11 protein-coding genes and 9 pseudogenes are annotated in these 16423 nt (G+C 58.7%); 12 read left to right on the top strand and 8 right to left on the bottom strand.

Annotated features, from left to right (window positions below):
- The coding region (locus DH08_RS20575; RefSeq protein WP_192181059.1) for an IS110 family RNA-guided transposase at positions 1 to 800 on the bottom strand (800 nt) is incomplete at its 3' end.
- A 377-nt stretch (positions 801 to 1177) separates the two neighbouring features.
- Here DH08_RS20575 and DH08_RS36530 point away from each other — a divergent pair.
- The 4 genes and pseudogenes from DH08_RS36530 to DH08_RS20560 form a co-directional block, all read left to right on the top strand.
- Positions 1178 to 1318: pseudogene (locus DH08_RS36530) on the top strand (curlin); the annotation flags it as partial.
- A 556-nt stretch (positions 1319 to 1874) separates the two neighbouring features.
- Positions 1875 to 2174, top strand: a complete 300-nt coding sequence (locus tag DH08_RS20570) for a hypothetical protein (RefSeq protein WP_192181058.1) — start codon at positions 1875 to 1877, stop codon at positions 2172 to 2174.
- Positions 2175 to 2292: 118 nt separating this feature from the next.
- Entirely contained in the window at positions 2293 to 2550 is a 258-nt protein-coding gene (locus DH08_RS20565) for a hypothetical protein (protein WP_345892423.1), read from the top strand.
- 450 nt (positions 2551 to 3000) lie between these two features.
- On the top strand, positions 3001 to 4875 hold the full coding sequence (locus tag DH08_RS20560; protein ID WP_345892422.1) for a bifunctional diguanylate cyclase/phosphodiesterase: 1875 nt from the start codon (positions 3001 to 3003) through the stop codon (positions 4873 to 4875).
- 595 nt (positions 4876 to 5470) lie between these two features.
- Here DH08_RS20560 and DH08_RS20555 read toward each other — a convergent pair.
- Positions 5471 to 5854, bottom strand: coding sequence for a pilus assembly protein (locus tag DH08_RS20555; RefSeq protein WP_246800943.1), 384 nt, complete (start codon positions 5852 to 5854; stop codon positions 5471 to 5473).
- Between the two features lie 321 nt (positions 5855 to 6175).
- On the opposite strand from DH08_RS20555, the pseudogene DH08_RS20550 reads away from it, so the two are divergent.
- Positions 6176 to 7119 (top strand): annotated as a pseudogene (locus tag DH08_RS20550) (IS110 family transposase).
- A 14-nt stretch (positions 7120 to 7133) separates the two neighbouring features.
- Here the strand turns inward: DH08_RS20550 and DH08_RS20545 are convergent.
- The 3 genes and pseudogenes from DH08_RS20545 to DH08_RS20535 form a co-directional block, all read right to left on the bottom strand.
- Positions 7134 to 7574: a TadE/TadG family type IV pilus assembly protein gene (locus DH08_RS20545; protein WP_192181057.1), complete on the bottom strand. Its 441-nt coding sequence runs from the start codon at positions 7572 to 7574 to the stop codon at positions 7134 to 7136.
- 4 nt (positions 7575 to 7578) lie between these two features.
- A complete protein-coding gene (locus DH08_RS20540) occupies positions 7579 to 8817 on the bottom strand; it encodes a pilus assembly protein TadG-related protein (protein ID WP_345892421.1) in 1239 nt (412 codons plus the stop codon).
- A 345-nt stretch (positions 8818 to 9162) separates the two neighbouring features.
- Positions 9163 to 10318 (bottom strand): annotated as a pseudogene (locus tag DH08_RS20535) (IS1380 family transposase); the annotation flags it as partial.
- 214 nt (positions 10319 to 10532) lie between these two features.
- Between DH08_RS20535 and DH08_RS20530 the strand changes: the two are divergent.
- A pseudogene (locus DH08_RS20530) lies at positions 10533 to 10856 on the top strand (ArsR/SmtB family transcription factor); the annotation flags it as partial.
- Here the strand turns inward: DH08_RS20530 and DH08_RS36525 are convergent.
- Positions 10857 to 11126, bottom strand: a complete 270-nt coding sequence (locus DH08_RS36525) for a phosphatase PAP2 family protein (RefSeq protein WP_246800945.1) — start codon at positions 11124 to 11126, stop codon at positions 10857 to 10859.
- A 281-nt stretch (positions 11127 to 11407) separates the two neighbouring features.
- Between DH08_RS36525 and DH08_RS20520 the strand changes: the two are divergent.
- From DH08_RS20520 to DH08_RS20505, 4 genes and pseudogenes are all read left to right on the top strand, one after another.
- A pseudogene (locus tag DH08_RS20520) lies at positions 11408 to 11855 on the top strand (IS110 family transposase); the annotation flags it as partial.
- A 354-nt stretch (positions 11856 to 12209) separates the two neighbouring features.
- Positions 12210 to 12335: pseudogene (locus DH08_RS20510) on the top strand (thiamine phosphate synthase); the annotation flags it as partial.
- Positions 12326 to 12412: pseudogene (locus DH08_RS36520) on the top strand (hydroxymethylpyrimidine/phosphomethylpyrimidine kinase); the annotation flags it as partial. The pseudogenes DH08_RS20510 and DH08_RS36520, both read left to right, overlap by 10 nt.
- Before the next feature lie 133 nt (positions 12413 to 12545).
- Complete coding sequence (locus DH08_RS20505; RefSeq protein WP_192181056.1) at positions 12546 to 12971, top strand: Ros/MucR family transcriptional regulator; 426 nt, start codon at positions 12546 to 12548, stop codon at positions 12969 to 12971.
- 316 nt (positions 12972 to 13287) lie between these two features.
- On the opposite strand, the gene DH08_RS20500 is transcribed toward DH08_RS20505, so the two are convergent.
- Complete coding sequence (locus tag DH08_RS20500) at positions 13288 to 14193, bottom strand: EAL domain-containing protein (RefSeq protein ID WP_192181055.1); 906 nt, start codon at positions 14191 to 14193, stop codon at positions 13288 to 13290.
- Here DH08_RS20500 and DH08_RS20495 point away from each other — a divergent pair.
- A pseudogene (locus DH08_RS20495) lies at positions 14174 to 14524 on the top strand (IS630 family transposase); the annotation flags it as partial. The gene DH08_RS20500 and the pseudogene DH08_RS20495 sit on opposite strands and share 20 nt — an antisense overlap.
- A 510-nt stretch (positions 14525 to 15034) precedes the next feature.
- On the opposite strand, the pseudogene DH08_RS20490 reads toward DH08_RS20495, so the two are convergent.
- Positions 15035 to 15508: pseudogene (locus DH08_RS20490) on the bottom strand (IS630 family transposase); the annotation flags it as partial.
- A gap of 78 nt (positions 15509 to 15586) precedes the next feature.
- On the opposite strand from DH08_RS20490, the gene DH08_RS20485 reads away from it, so the two are divergent.
- Positions 15587 to 16423 (top strand): IS110 family RNA-guided transposase (locus DH08_RS20485; protein ID WP_192181060.1); only part of this gene is annotated, 837 nt, incomplete at its 3' end.

Below are 16423 nucleotides of genomic sequence, written 5' to 3'. Positions count from 1 at the left end.
CTGATGCCGAACAGGCGGGCTCGCCCTCCACTGGATCGTTGTTTCGGCACGAGACCGAGCCATGCCGCAAACTGGCGGCCGTTCTTGAAGCAAGTTCGATCACCTACGGCAGCGATCAACGCTGTCGCGGTCACAGGGCCGATACCTTCGATCTTTCCAAGCCGCTGACATAGTTCGCTGTTGCGAAAGAGCTCCCGAACCCGCCGATCATAGGATGCAATGCGTTGGTCCAGTTCGGCCAACTCCGCTTGCACTTCTCGTATCAGCACCCGCACCAGTTCATTGAGACCATCGTCGCTGCTCCCCGTAATATCAGCAAGGGCCCGGCGCAGCCGTGGGATGTCGCGGGCAATGACCACTCCATGCTCGGCTAGAAGCCCACGAACCTGATTGACGAGCTTGACCCGATCTGCAACCAGACGGCTGCGAATGCGATGAACTGCTTGAATTGCCAATTGATCGGCTGATTTCGGCGGAACAAAACGCATCGTCGGGCGGCCTACGGCTTCGCAAATCGCTTCAGCGTCATTCCAGTCGTTCTTGTTGGACTTGACGTATGGCGTCACGAACTGAGGGCTGATCAGCCGAACCTCATGGCCGAGATCGGAAAGCACCCTTGCCCAATAATGCGCTCCGTTCGAGGCTTCCATGCCGACCAGACATCGTGGCAGATTGGCGAAGAAGCGGGCTACCGCATCGCGGCGTAACGTTTTGCGCACGACGACTTTCCCGTGGCAGTCGACACCGTGAACCTCGAAGACGTATTTCGCTAGATCCAGGCCTATTCGAACGATCTGCATGACATCCTCCTTCGTTGCAGTTGGCGTTCGAGATTTCACCTCGCCTGGAGGGCGGGGTCCATACCATTGGCCCCCTCCTCGCAAGGTGTTGAGCAGCGTTTTGATCGGATCGCTTGCGATCATATGTCCGGCCTCTGTTTTGTGCGGTCGCACATGACCGCGGGCCAAGATGGTTTCCGCAACGCGAGTTCCTAACACGACTGCGACCTACAACGGCCAGTGAGTCATCCGGAGTATCTTGCGTCGTGGATCGATCGATCACACCACCTGCTCATTCTCTTGCAAGTTCCGACATCAACAAACACGGTCGCATTTCGTCTGCTCCCCGTGTTTGGCTGATCTTCTAAGCCGCGCACGCCATACTAGGCGGCACAGCAGGCAATGGCCATTCAGCTACCCTGCGGCAGAACGGCAATGATAACGTCTACGGCATTTTCCAGTTCGGCAGAAGGACCGCCACCAATGTCGTGCAGAACGGCGATGGCGGTAGCGGCGCCACCTTCAGCTACGGTTGGTAAGTCGGACCCGGAGGTGTTCAGTCTTCGTGTGCGGGATCAGGTCGAGCTAGAGTAGCGCTGCGGGACCTAATGGCTGACTCGGAGATCTGCGCGCGTTCGCGCCGAGATCTGATTCCACACTGCCTCTCATCGACCGATTACTGCAGGTCAGGAATTTCCTATACTTGGATTCGCAAATCGGCGATCTGCCGCCTGGAGTATCAAATGCGGAGTTCACCGACTCGAGCCGGGCCCCTAGCTTTCAGGCGCCCCGACGACTTCACTTAGTTTTATAAATTCGGCTTCGCTCTGGACTGTGAACTTTAACAGCCTGCTTGTGACATTCATCGGCTTATTGGAAGGCGGAGGCGCCTCGGACAGACTGCCATGGTTCAGATGGGTGCGCACGCCGCAGTGAGAACAGACTCTGCGTATTTGATACGACAGCATCAATCTAAAATGCCCGACGGTGAAATCTCAGATTGATTGTCTCGCGTTGCAGGGGTGTGACGAGCATGTTTTCAGTGGCGTTCACCGTTCATTTCACGTTCAGCACCGATGCGTTACAACGCCGACCATGAAAACGCTTCGCTCCCATTTCCGAAGCGCGACCCTGGCGCTCTGCGCTGCGGGGCTGTTAGCGGCGCAGGCAAGCGCGACGCCGGTCGCCGCGTCCGGCCCGGATGAGCCCATTGTCGTGGCGGCGGACGATTGCTACGCGATCGGCCAGCAGGTGGCCGAACAGAACGGCGGAACGCTGGCCAAGGCGTCGCAGTCGACACGCGGCGGTCAGGCGGTCTGCGTCATCGTCGTGCTCGTCCCAGGCAAGAACGGACAGCGTCCGCGCCGCTCCGAAATCGTCGTGCCGCAGAACTGACCCCTGCCGTTTCCTGGGCCGCCGGAATCGGCCTATATCTGCCCCGAGCTCTTCAACAGGTATCGATCTCCGCATGCGAGTAGTCCTTGGCCGCTGCCTTGGACGGACGGACACGCTGGTGTTCACAGCAGGCATTGGCGAAAACGCGCCATCGATCCGGGAGAAGATCGGTGCTGTGGCCGCTTGGCTCGGCGCGGGTGTCGATCACGAGCGGAACCATAGAGGCGAGGAGATCATCAGCCTTACCGGCTCCGGCGTCGACGTGCTTGTCATTCACACGGATGAGGAGAGAGCCGTCGGCAGCGAGTTGCTCTCGGCGTCCTCGCCAGCTAACCCAAGACCCCGCCTTATGTCGCCTTCGGCGAGGAGACACTGACATGCTCACAGTTCCCAGCGTGGTGGAAGCCAACAGGTCTCTGTCAGCGCGGCTCAACCGCAAATGCTTCTGCATCACGCTCGACCGGACTGCACTTTGGGCGGCGCTGAACCATGAGGCCGGCGATGCCGCCTTCTGCGAAACTAGCCGCCGATCCAGATATGTTCCGGCACGAGCGCGAGCTCCGGCGTAGTGGCGGATTCACTTTTCGTGAGGTGGTGAACGCTGCCGATCTTGATCGCTCTTCTAAAACAAATTCTGGCGGCTCTATCATTAGCAAAGGCAATAGCTCGCGGGCTCGAGCGTTGGCGCCGATTTACAAACGGTAGGCCAACGGAAGAGGACGCTGGCGCTTGGCCTGCTCAATTTGTCCAGAACTCCAACATGTTTTAATAACTTCAACGTGACCTAATCCTCGCCACGTCATTGAGGATAGCATTGAGGATTGCGGTGAACGAAAATCCAAATATTCACATGTTGGCTCTTCAGAATGAAATTCTGGAGGCTATTGCTACGGGCATGCAGTTCGACGCCGTGGCGGAACTCTTGTGCCGCCGCGCCGAGGGGCTTGCTCCGACCGCAATCTGTTCAATCCTGTCTGTCAACGTTGAGGGGCGTTTGCATCTCGTCGCCGCCCCAAGCCTCCCAAAACATTGCTCTGACGCATTGGAAGGTCTTGCGATTGGTCCGAGCGTCGGATCGTGCGGCACAGCGGCTTATTTTGGAAAACCAATTGAGGTCGTTGACATCTCCATCGATCCGTTGTGGGCGCCATTCACCGGGTTGGCCCTTCCTCTTGGTCTGCTGGCTTGCTGGTCAAGCCCAATCAAGGCCCGCGATGGGCGTGTTGTTGCTACATTCGCTTTTTACTATCGCACAAAACGCGGCCCAAGCGATCTGGAACGGCGGATCGTCCAAACCTGCGTCAATCTGTGCGCCATTGCCCTTGAGCAGATGGAAATTCAGAAGAGAAACCACCAACTGGCGTTCTACGACCAGCTCACGGACTTGCCGAACCGACGCTGTTTCGACGATTTCATCAGCCGCAAGCCACGCACCGGTCCGACATCCTTCGGCTTGATCCTGCTCGATATCGACCATCTCAAACTCATCAACGACACGATGGGACACATGGTGGGCGACGCCCTCATAAAGGAAGTCGCATCGCGATTGCGAAGCGCGAAACTCGCTTTAGCCTGTCGCCTCGGAGGCGACGAATTTGCCATTGTGGTCGATCCATGTCTTGACCATACTGCCCTATCCGTTGTGGTGTCCGCCCTTCGCAACGCCATGGAGGAGCCTTTTCATAGCGACGGAAACGCGATCGTCCCTCAGGTAACAATGGGTGGCGCGGTGTATGGTATTGACGGTACAAACGCCGATTTGCTTCGTCAAAATGCAGACTTTGCTCTCTATCACGCCAAACAGACGAACCGCGGCGGTTATATTCAATTCGAGCCCGGCCTTCGCACGGCAATCACCTGCCGGACAGAAACGATCAGAGAGGTTGACCAGGCGCTCGCTGGCAAACGGGTCGTCGCCTATTACCAACCACTCGTTCGCCTCGACACCGGAGAAGTCATCGGGCTCGAGGCGTTGGCTCGCATTAAAACGACTGACGGCCGTATTGTCGCGGCCGGCGACTTTCAGGCAGCGCTCTCGGATCGAGAAGTTGCCTGCCGTCTGACTGACAGCATACTCTCACAGATCGCAAACGACGTTCGATCCTGGATCGCGAGCGGCATTCCGTTCCAGCATGTCGGCATCAATTTGTCGGCTGCCGATTTCAGGCGAAACGACCTTGAAACCCGTCTTTCGAAAGTCTTCGATGCCGCCAAAGTGCCATTGAAGCACGTTGTGCTCGAGGTCACCGAGACCGTGCTCATCGGCGATCCCGGCAACGACTCGGTCCGAGCGGTGCAGCGTCTTCGAGAAAAAGGAATGCTCGTCGCGCTCGATGACTTTGGCACTGGATATGCGTCGCTGACACATCTTCTCAGTTTTCCTCTCGACATCATCAAAATCGACAAGTCCTTCGTCGATCGCATGCTCATCGACCGTCCGAGCGAGGTGATTGTCGAAGCGCTGATCGACATTGCGCGAAAACTGGACAAGAAAATTATCGCAGAAGGCATCGAGTGCTCTGCGCAGCATGAGCGTCTCCGCGAACTCGGCTGTACATTCGGTCAAGGCTTTCATTTTGCACGGCCCGCAGATGCTTTGACCACCACGCGTCTGCTACGAAGCTTTGCTCAAAAGCTGCCATTCGAGCAAGATCAGCGCCTTCAGACGGGACGCAACTTCCCCACTGCGGCAATCGCATAGAGGGAAGAGGGAAGTGCCAGGACGGCTTTTGTCCCACGTCGACTGGGTCATCAAAGGCTGAAGGGATTGGACCCCGCCTAGCAGGCTCCAGAAAAGTAAAAGGGCCCGCGCCCTTTCGTCCGGCGCGGGCCAACGATCAAGACAGTGAAGCTGCGGAGAGTGTCAAGTCAAAACAGCCGCTGCCTTGACCTAGTTTGTAGTCTCGGGAATTTCGCTGAGGAGTCATCTGTCGTGTCCTCTGGGGCATTCTTAGCCAAGAACTTGTCCAATGCGGCCTGCAGGGACAGTGTGGATTGCGGCGACGCCGGCGTGGTGGCTACGACGCTGAGTGCCTTTGTCAGGCCGCTGGTGGAAGAATCCTTGGTGGCTGCGGAGGTTGCAGCTCCATGGCCCTGCGATCCCGCCCCGCCCGAGTTTCCGCCGGCACCGTGCCCGCCGCCGTTGCCGCCGGGACCAGCCTGCGCCGGTGAAGCGAGAAGCGTGAACGCGGCCGGCACGGCGAAAAGTTTGTGAGAAACTTTAGACAAATACGAAAACCGAACCGGTTTTCCCAATTTCGGACGTTCGCGTTTTCGCAGGAAAGACGTCTCTTGCCCTACTGTCTCTTGCCCTGAAGGGCATCCGCAAAAATAACTTTTATGTTGCAACCAGTGGAACTGTTACAGTCGCGTGTATAAGTGATGGGATATTGATCGAAAAACGGGAAGGCGATCACATAATCATAGTTGGCGGCAGGATGCGCCATGCGATAGCCTCCGTTTGGAGCATCAATTACTATCGTGACCACGACGTCTTTTACTCCCAATATTAGCAAATCTTGCGTGGCGATGGATTGAACATCGCTCTGTGTAAGCGAATTGTTCATCTGTAGAGCACGAGTGGACCTCTCCAGCGCGAAGCGAACGCTGGACTCCGCATTTAAAGACCACCCAAACGCAAAAATTCCGAACAAAAGCATCACCGAAACAGGTGCGATCAACGCAAACTCCAGCGCTGCTCCGCCCGATCGGTCGCGACTCCAACGGCATGCGATCGGTCTTTGTTTTTACGCAATTCCGGACGGAAAACCGCTACGCACTTTTCCTGGAATTGCTTGTCTTATGACATTCGCTGCCGAACGGGGCAGAAAGGAACCGCTGGGAGAGGGTAGCCGCCCTCCCGCAGCGGCGAGGGTCGGATCGGTGGAATTGCCGACCGTTTGACGGGTCGAGCTAGAGTCGGATCGCCCTCGTCTTTCCCTTGAGGCCTGAACGGATACCCGGAGTTCGGCTCCGAACGACAAGCACAGGACAAGCGAAAGATGACCAACGATACCATTGGGGTCGACATATCGAAAGACCATCTCGATGCCCACAGGCTGAGCGACGGTGCGAGCCGGCGCTTCGCCAGCGACAGCCGCGGCCACAAGGCGTTGATGGGCTGGCTGAGCCCGAGCCAGTTGGACCCGCCCAGCGTCCGCATCGTCTACGAGCCGACAGGTCCCTATCATCGGGCCTTCGAGCGGGGTCTGGCGGCAGCGGGCCTGGTGTTGGTCAAGGTCAACCCACGCCAGGCCCGGCGCTTCGCCGAGGCCACCGGCAGGCTCGCCAAGACGCACCGGCTGGACGCCGCCATGCTCGCCCGCATGGGCGCGCTGCTCGATCTGGAGGCGCGGCCGCTGCGCGGTCCGCTCCTCAACGATCTCAAGGACCTGCAGATGGCGCGCCAGGCGCTGGTGAAGAACCGAACGGCGGCGAGGAACAGGGCCAAGGCGCTGACCCTTCCCATCCTCAAGCGCCACAATGCCGAGCAGCTCAGGCAGATCGATCGTCAAATGGCTGCTGTCGAAAAGGAGATCATGGCGCTCATCCAGGCCGATCCCGATCTCTCCCGCCGCTTCGCCATCCTCGTCTCGATTCCGGGCGTCTCGGCAATCACCGCCTGCGCGCTTCTCATCGACATGCCGAACTCGGCACGCTCGGCCAGGCTCAGGCCGCTTCCCTCGCAGGCCTCGCTCCAGTCGCCCGGCAGTCTGGACAATGGACCGGCCGCGCCTTCATCCGCGGCGGGCGGGCCATGGTCCGACAGGCACTCTACATGCCCGCCCTCGTCGCCATGCGCTTCAATCCCGATCTCAAGGCAAAATACGGCAAGTTGAAAGCCGCCGGCAAACCCTCAAAGGCGGCTCTCACGGCAATCATGCGAAAACTCATCATTCTCGCAAACACCCTCCTTAGGGACCAACGAAACTGGACCCGGCCTTGACCAACACGGATACTCTAGCGAACACGGATCACCTCTTGATGGCTGATCGTGCGAGGTTCCAGGAAACTGCCAAAAGCGAAGGGCGGCACCCAGGTGGCTGTCGCTTGTATCCGAACGAGAATCATCGGCACTTTCGGCCCGGCGCAGAGGCTCGTCGAGTCCACCAATGTACTGCCGCACATGTATTCCCGAACCATCGTGACTTGTGCGTCTTCGGGATGTCTGTCCCAACTCGAAAGGGCAATCGCTTGTGTAGCGGTGTCGTTTGCTGCACCCGCCATCAGGAGATTTGCCGCCGTTTTGACGCCGGCGCGCATCGACAATGAATGGGAGACGAAAGACCAACCGTCGATGATACCGAGGAGAACAAAACACAGGATGGGAAGCACCAGCGCAAATTCCACGGCGGCAACACCGGACTGGTTCCGGAAAATCCGGGGCGTTCTCCGGTTCATGATGTTACTCGACAAGCTGGACGGACTGCGTCGCTGGAATTTCTCGCATTCCGAGGCCCGTGCAATCCTGACTGACGCTTGTGTTGCCGGACCACTGTATGGTGTCGGCGACGACCTGCGTGCAACCATCGGTGCCTGAAAAATTGCCGAGATAATTGACCTGCTGTGTTGGAAAATAGAGAGCCCCGGTCAAAAGCGAATTCGCGGTTCCATTCAGCGTGCTCTGCCCGCCAAGGTTGGTCCTGTCTCCATAAAACAGCACTCCGGAATAGGTGCCTGACGTCGGAGCGCTGAGCTTGACGGTGGCCGTGCCGTTCATGCTGACGCGAGAGCTGCCGGCCAGATAGATGATAACGCCGTCGCCGGAAATATTGGCGTTCGCGTTCGCTTTGAAATTGCCTCCCTGAATGACGTATACCCCAGGCGAGAGGGTTACAATGCCGCTCAAGCTGAGCCCGTTGCAGTACGTTCCAGGTGTCAAGGTCGACGGATTACTGTTTTGACAGGGGTTCGTGGCTGGTGGCGCCGGCAAGTCAGCAAAAGGATCTGCGGCTGGCAACGCCTGGGTAAGTGGGTTTGCGCAAACGGTCTTCACAACGTTGGCCAATGAAACGCCACCGGCCGATATCAGACAGTCGGCCTCAAGGCTTGCCGACCCTTGAACCTTGATCGCGTCCGCCGCTATCGAATTCGACATGACGGAGCATCCCGTCAGTTTTGTGGTCGCACTGCCGGAAAAGAGTGCCGCTTTCGAGGCAGAAGGATTGAGCGCCAGAACGCACGCTCTTGAAGCGTCCGTAATAAGGGCCACCGCCCTCGCCTGCGCGCCAACCGGGTTCTGGGTGAATATCGAGGTGAAAAATCTATCAAGGTTTTGATGAACGATGACCTCGACCGCCTTTTTCGCGACATTCGGGCCGGACGACGGGGGCGTGAAAACCTGGATCGTGCCTGTTGACGTTGCAAAACCGTTCGACGTCGCCGACAGTGTCGCGGCCGAAACAATCGTTGGAATGTCGGATCCCGAAACTTTTTCCAAAGCGCCAGCATAAGCTGCCGCATCCGCCACCGCCTGTAATTTCAGGCTGCTGTAATACCAGTAGGACGTTTCGACACCCAGACCCGCTCCGCCGACAACAATCGGCAGGGTTAGGGCAAAGATAATGGCGACATTCCCGCCCGTGCCCACGCCTCGACGCCGGCTGCGGAGAAAACCCATCAGGATGCGGGCGCACGACTCCATGGGGTATTTAAGGAATGAGGCACAAATGAATGACTAAGAATTTCATTCCAATTTGTTGTGGCACTCCCGAAGATGGCATAGTTGCCCTGTCACCCAATAGGCGCGGTTGGCTTTGCCGAAACAAATTTTGGCGACGGTTAAAATTCGAACTTACCAAAACCACTGCAGTTACTTAGCCGCCTTGATACACGGCGATGAGGTTTTGGCGACCTGAAGCGGCGATGTGGCCGCTGTTGGGCGCTTTTCCGCGAGCCTCGTCAGGCGCTGGCGGTGATCCGTCGTGATGGCAGGGGGGTTTGCAGGTTGCGGTCGGCGGGCTCGTTTCGGGGCGTCTGCGCCCCATCGTTATGTCGCGAGCCGCGGAATGCGATCGAGGACGATGCTCAGGATGCGTTGGTCGGGGCAGGATGTCGGCAGGTGCAGGCGGATTTGCGTCTTCATCTCGACCACCCGCGCAGCGATCTTGATGAGGCGCAAACGCAGCGTGTCGAATTGGGCGACGGCAAAGCTGGAGCGTTTCGGCATCGCAGCGCGCAGGCCCCACATGAGCCAGTAGGCGCCGGCATGCAGGAACAGCCGGAACTGGTTGGCCGCAGGACGTTCGGCGCGAGATGCGTCTTCCAGGACTTGATGTGGTTCTCGGCCGCTCCGCGCCGGCAGTAAAGATCCGCGTAGAGCGCCTTGGCCTTTTCACCGGCGAGGTTGGTGACGAAGTGTCAGCCCCTTGGGCGCCGACCTCGACCTGCGCGATGATGCGCTCGACGCGGCTCCAACTGGCGGCCCCATCCAGGAACTCCTTGAACCTGCGGACCTTGTTCGTCTTCGGTGACGCTTCAAAGCGCGCCGTCGTGCGGGCTTCCAGGTCCGCGACATGCTTGCGCAGGGTCGTGGTGGGCGCTACGCCGAGGATGAAGTCGACATCGTTGGCGCGGCATCAGTCGATGATCTGCGGGCTGCAATAGTGGCCGTCGGCCCGGATTAGGATCCGGATGTTCGGCCAGTTGCTCCGGATCGCCCGCACGAGGCGGCCCAGGTGAGCGCGGATCTCAGCCCCACTTGGCCGCTTGGCCGGTCGCAGGACAGCAGCCGCGAACCGGCCGTTGCCATCGAACACAACGATCGGCTGGAAGCCGTACTCGTCGTGATGGGCATTGAAGAGGCGGAGCTGCTGGTTGCCGTGCACGGCGTCAAACGTGTCGTCGATGTCGAGCACGATCCGCTTCGGAATCTGCCGGAAGGAGGCGCAGTAGAGGTCGACCATCGCCCGGCCCATGGCGAGCAGCGAGCGCACATCGGGTAGGTTCTCCAGCCGACACATCGTCGATTGCGATGCCAGATCCCGACCCGAAGGGGGCGCATCCTGGGCCATCTTGAAGACCGGGTCGGAACGCAGCCGGTTGGCGTCGTTGCCATCCTCGTAGCCGGCGGCGATCATCTTCATGCGGAAGCCGATCATATCTGCAAAGTTGTGGATGACCTGGTCCGGGCTGCATCGAGGATCCGCGCTGTCCGGACCAGACCGCAGCTTGGCAAAACGTAAGGGTCGACTATGCACAAATCTGACAGTTAACCGCCTTAAATCAAAGAAAGTCTTGAGATTTGGAAAAATGTTCTACAATTCCACGTTTTCCTGTATCGCAGCGTCTATCCGTGAGTGAGTCTATGGAATCAGCGCTGTTGCCCCATGGCGTTCGTATGGAAAACGTGGGGGATCGATGGTCTCGAGCAAGCTAATCGCCAATGCCGGCTCAGCAGCCGAATTTCTGATGCTGATGGGCAATGAGAGACGGCTGTTGATCATGAGTTGTCTGGCCGACGGTGAGATGTCGGTCAGTGCCATTGCCAAGAAAGTCATGCTCAGCCGATCTGCTTTGTCGCAGCATCTGGCCAAGCTGCGAGCATTCGATCTTGTCGAAACCCGCCACGACCGGCAGATGATCCATTACTCTTGCAAATCCGAAGCTGTGCGCGAACTCCTTCGCATGCTGGACGGCATTTTCGGCGAAGGCGATTTGTCCCAGATGGCGTATCGTCTGCGCCTAGAGAATTCTTGTCACCAGAGTGTCCAGCCGGGAGTTCTCGCGATAGGCCAATCGGACAGCCAGGGCGGCCACGATGCCGGTGACGGCGCCGCCGATCACGTCGGTCAGGTAGTGGGTGCCGATATAAATTCTCGACCAGCAGATCAGGAACGCGATAACGAAGAATGTCAGCGTCCGGCGCGGCAGACTTTGCATTGCAAAGGCCGCCACAATCGCAAAGCTGGCAGTCGCGTGGTCGGAGGGGAATGACCAGTCAGCGTTTGGCATAATCAACAGATGCGTCACGCCGGCATCGTAGGGCCGTATCCGATGCACGAACAGAAGAATGAACTTGGTTGACCGCAAGAGCGAGCAGGAACGCAAGGCCGGCTGACAAGGCCGCATGGCGTACATGGTAACGGTCGACCTTGGCCCACCATTGCAGGACCACAGCCAGCACCATCAGTGGAACGCCGATTGGTGATCCGCAGATCACCATACCGGCCAGCGGCTTTTGACATGCCGCATTTAAAGGCCTGACAGAAGACCGCACTCGATCACTCGCATATTTGGGTGAGAAACTTCTTGCGCCACGGGCGGCAACCACAGAAGACAGCGATTTCTGTGGGCGCGATGGCAAGAGGATCTGGTGTAGCAACTGCCCATCTGATCCCGACTTGCTTGCTGAGGTGATCCCCAGGCGGGCACCAACCAACGGGCAAAGCGGGTGGTGTTCGAGACCGGTCCTTCGTCAGTGTGGCTCTACCATACCTTGAGCGCAGAAGGGCTTCCGGCGATCTGCATCGACGCCCGGCATGCCAAGGCCGCGCTCGACATGGCGCCGAACAAAACTGACGCGAACGACGCGGTGGCTTGGCGCACCTGGCCGAGGTGGGCTTCTCCCGCGAGGTGCGGGTGAAGGGTTATGACAGCATGCTGATCGTCGCGCGCACGAGGCTGGTCAGGATCACGACCGAGTTCTCCAACCAGAGCCGCGGGCTCATGAAGACGTCCGGCTGGTCGTTCCTCGAAGGCCTAATCGGACCGAAGCTGCGATTTTGGCCAACTCGCGGAACAATCAGAGAACTCCACGGCTCGTTCTCCTTGGCTTGCACCCGCCGCGACGCCCTTCTGATAGTAGTCCAGCACTTCCTCGACAGACCCCGCCTCCTCTTCGGCCAACAGCACATAGGCGTCGGCGCACAACGGCGAGACTTCAAGCGCTTTCCTGGCCAGCGCGATATGCTTGCTGCCACTGGTCGCTTCCCAGACCTCGTACATGATGTCTTGCGCGGCATCCGTCGGGTCGCTCCCACGCCGTCCGCCGAATTAACCTGCCATCCACCCCTCCATGCCGCGCCGGTCCCCCCCGACCGGCTCGACGGTGTCTTTGCGGCTGGCGCGGACTGCGCGGCAGTGGTCACCGACATCACGCTGAACGACGACCCCGAAGCGCGAACGCGAGAATGGATCGAAAAGACAGACCGATGGCGCTGAGGCGAGAACCGCATGTGCTTGTCGTCGGTGGATCGGATTCCAGCGGCGGGGCTGGCATTGCGCGCGATATCGAGACGGATCATGAATATGATTCGACGCGAATCACAGGGCTCTTTTCCTGCATGAAATTCGCACGATGCCCGAAATAGCAGATGCCCGACATAGCAAAAGGGCGCAGATAGAAACAACTCTCGTTGGGGCCGGAACAGCATGGATATCGTCGAAACACCTTCTAGAAACAGCGATGCACTAATCGAGCTGACCGCCGATGTGGTGGCCGCCTATGTCAGCAACAATCCCGTGCCGGCCGGCGAACTGCCGAACCTTATCGCCGATGTCCATGCCGCTCTCGGCCGCGTCGGCGGGACCGCCGAGCAACCCCCTGCCGACAAGCAGAAGCCTGCGGTGAATCCGAAACGCTCTGTCCATGACGACTACATCGTCTGTCTTGAAGACGGCAAGAAGTTCAAGTCGCTCAAGCGTCATCTGATGACCCACTACAATCTGACGCCGATCGAATACCGCGAGAAGTGGGGCCTGGACGCAAGCTATCCGATGGTCGCTCCCAATTATGCGGCTGCCCGTTCCCAGCTTGCCAAGAAGATGGGCCTCGGCCGCAAGCGCAAGGGGCGGTAATACGCCGGTTCCTCTGCCAATCTGGGTTGACAATAAGCGGCGCCTGCGGGCATGGCGGCGGCCATAGATGGGGCAACGATCGCCACCCTCCAGCAGAGCGCGAAGATGAACGGCTCGAACCATTCGCCTGGCTCACCCAGAATATCCGCGCATTGCGCCGGATGGCCGAACCGGCATCTCGATCATCTCCTGCCATTATCGTCATCATTCCGGCTGCACGGCCGTGGGCGGGCGCCTACGGAGCATATTAGTAGCTCAAGGCGACGGCACTGGACTTCGGAAACGGCCCATTGACCCGGCGATGACTACACGAAAGCTAGGGTTGACGTCGCATCGCAATGTTGTCCGGGAGTTGCTTTTCAAGCAGACCCGCAACTTGCTCAATCGGAATCGGCTTTCCCACCAAGTATCCCTGAACTTCGGAGCAATTAATTTGGCGCAGGTAGTCGAGCTGTTGGATGGTCTCCACACCTTCAGCAATAACGGCGATCCGCAGCTCACGTGCCAGTCCAACCACTGATTTTACGATCGCAGCGCAGTCTGCATCAATCAGCATATCGCGAACAAAGGACTGGTCAATTTTGAGCCGATGGAGCGGCAATTTACGAAGGTATGTCAGCGATGAATAACCTATTCCAAAATCATCCAACGCAATTGTTATCCCAAGCGCAGATAGCGACTCCAGCAACGCGATAGTCGCGTCAAATTTTGAGATCAGTATCGACTCAGTGATCTCCACCTCGAGCCTGGTTGGCGAAAGGCCAGCGTCGGCCAGCGCTCGGACAATTGTGTTCACTATCGTGATCGTCCTGTTTCTAAACTGAGCGACGGATAGATTGACTGAGACCCGCAAGTGTTCTGGCCATCGCGCTGCAGCCTGACACGCCTCCCTGATCACCCATTCACCGATGGGATGGATCAATCCGGTTTCTTCGGCGATGGCTATGAATTCCGCTGGCGGAATTGACCCATGTATTGGATGTTGCCATCGCAGAAGCGCTTCGAACCCTTGAATACGGTTGCTGTCAACTTCGAGAAACGGCTGATAGACGAGTGAAATTTGATCGTTAGCCAGAGCCGACGCCAAATCCTGTTCAAGCATGTGACGCTTGACGGCGATCTCATTGTCACCGGTGGATTGATCGTGACAGACGAGTCCGATTGGGGATTCCCGATGTTGCGTGCCTGTGCGACGATGCGGGATGCGCACCGGTATCAGCATCGTCGTCACGGCATCGGATAGGGCCCGGCTTGAGGCGATCGTCGCGGCGCGCGGTTCGCCGCAAAAGCACGTGTGGCGCGCGGATCATCTTGTGACCGACGATGGCTTGGGCACCGTCGCGATCATGGCGGCCACGGCCAAATCAAAGACCTGCGTGTGGCGCTCGCAGGAGCGGTTCATGGCCGAGGGCGTGGATGGCCTGCTGCGCGATAAGACCCGGCCTCCGGGCATCGCGCCGCTCGAGACCGCGCTGGTCGACAAGGTTGTGGCGCTGACGCTGGAGCAGCCCGACCACGAGGCGACGCACTGGACGGTCCGCGCAATGGCAAGGACGGCCCTCAGCAGGGTGAATGCATAAATGACAATAAGTATTGCTACAAGCAAATAAGCAAAGTCGCCGGAACGGGAGATGGCAATCGCGGCGCCAACAAAGAGCATGGTATAGGCGATCGCCGCCGCAGTAATTGTGGCGAAGGTCGACGCCCCTCCGGAAATCATCCCCGCGCAAAGTCAGGTGATGATTAGCTGACCACCGCTGGTCGCCTGGTTAAAAAACAGGAACCGGAAGGGTTCCTCACAAAGGCCGAGCGCGCATGCGTTGCGCACAAGCTATTGCATAGCTCGTCGCGACACCGATTTCGGTTTCAGGGACAGAGTTGACGATCTTGCTTTGACTCCAATAGCGCCGGCAATAATTATTATGAGGCTCGCCCAGAGTATCGCCTTCATCCAGTCCTGCGAATTCCAGAGGGCCAGTACCAGGACAATCGCGTTGCAAATATTCGTAAGCATGATGAGAGGCGCATTGCGCAGTACGATACTCACCTGCTCGGATCGTATTCTAGTGGATGGAATCTAACATTTGGTGCCCGCGTTTGACGGCAGCGATGATCTTGTCTGGATCGGCGGTCCAAGTGAAGGGTTTAGATCGCTGGTTGTGCTCTGCAACGAAGCGGTTGATCGCCGCCTGAAGGTCGACGACGGAGTGGAAGACGCCGCGTCTGAGACGACGCTTCGACAGTTTTGCGAAGAAGCCCTCGACCGCGTTGAGCCACGAGCATGAGGTCGGTGTGAAGTGGAAGGTGAAGCGCTGATGGCGGCCGAGCCAGGCACGCACGTTGGGGTGCTTGTGAGCGGCGTAGTTGTCGAGGACGACGTGGATGGCCTTGCTGGCCGGCACCTCGGCATCGATAGCGTTGAGGAAGCGGATGAATTCCTGGTGACGATGGCGCTGCATGTTCCTGCCGATGACGGTGCCGTCGAGCACGTTGAGGGCGGCAAACAGGGTGGTCGTGCCGTTGCGCTTGTAGTCGTGTTGGTGTGGACGGCCGCCAGCACGGCATCGATGTGCCAGAATGAGGTCGTTGAAGATCTCAAGCAAAGGAGACCGTCCGTGGAACAGATTATTCGACTTGGCATGGATACGTCAAAGCACGTGTTCCAGCTCCATGGTGTGAACGCGGCTGAAGACCCGGTTCTGCGCAAGAAGCTTCGGCGCAAGGAGATGGTGGCGTTCTTCGAAAAAGCGCAGCCGACGGTGATTGCGATCGAGGCGTGCGGCGGATCGCACCATTGGGCGCGACTACTGCAGTCGTTCGGCCACGAGGTGAAGCTGATTCCGCCGCAGTTCGTCAAGCCATACGTCAAGCGAGGCAAGAACGATGCGGCTGATGCCGAAGCGTTGTGCGAGGCGATGAGCCGGCCGACGATGCGCTTCGTGCCGGTGAAGACAACCGACCGCCAGACGGCGCTGATGCTGGCCGGTATGCGCGACCGACTGATCCGCAATCGCACACAACTCGCCAATTCGATCCGCGGTTATGCGGCCGAGTTCGGGCTGACTGCCGCCAAGGGAATATGCAAGATCGAGCCGCTGCTCGAGCGCATCGCGGCCGATGAAACGCTGCCGGAGCTGGCGCGGGAGCTGTTCGCGCTCCACGGCGCGGAATATGCGCAGTTGCAAGCGCGGCTGGAAGAGGTCGACACCAAGCTGATGGCCTGGCATCGGGCCGATGAATGCAGCCGCCGCCTGGCGCAAATCCCCGGCGTCGGTCCGATCGGCGCATCGCTTCTGATGATGAAGACGCCAACGCCCGAGGGCTTCCGATCAGGCCGGCACTTTGCCGCCTGGATCGGCCTGACCCCGAAAGATCACTCCACAGCCGGCATGGCTCGGTCTCGTGCCGAAACAACGATCCAGTGGAGGGCGAGCCCGCCTGTTCGGCATCAG

It is taken from the genome of Mesorhizobium amorphae, assembly GCF_014843845.1.
Classification (GTDB): Bacteria; Pseudomonadota; Alphaproteobacteria; order Rhizobiales; family Rhizobiaceae; genus Mesorhizobium; species Mesorhizobium amorphae_A.
The sequence above is the reverse complement of the archived record's forward strand: the minus strand, read 5'-3'. Positions and strand labels throughout refer to the sequence as shown.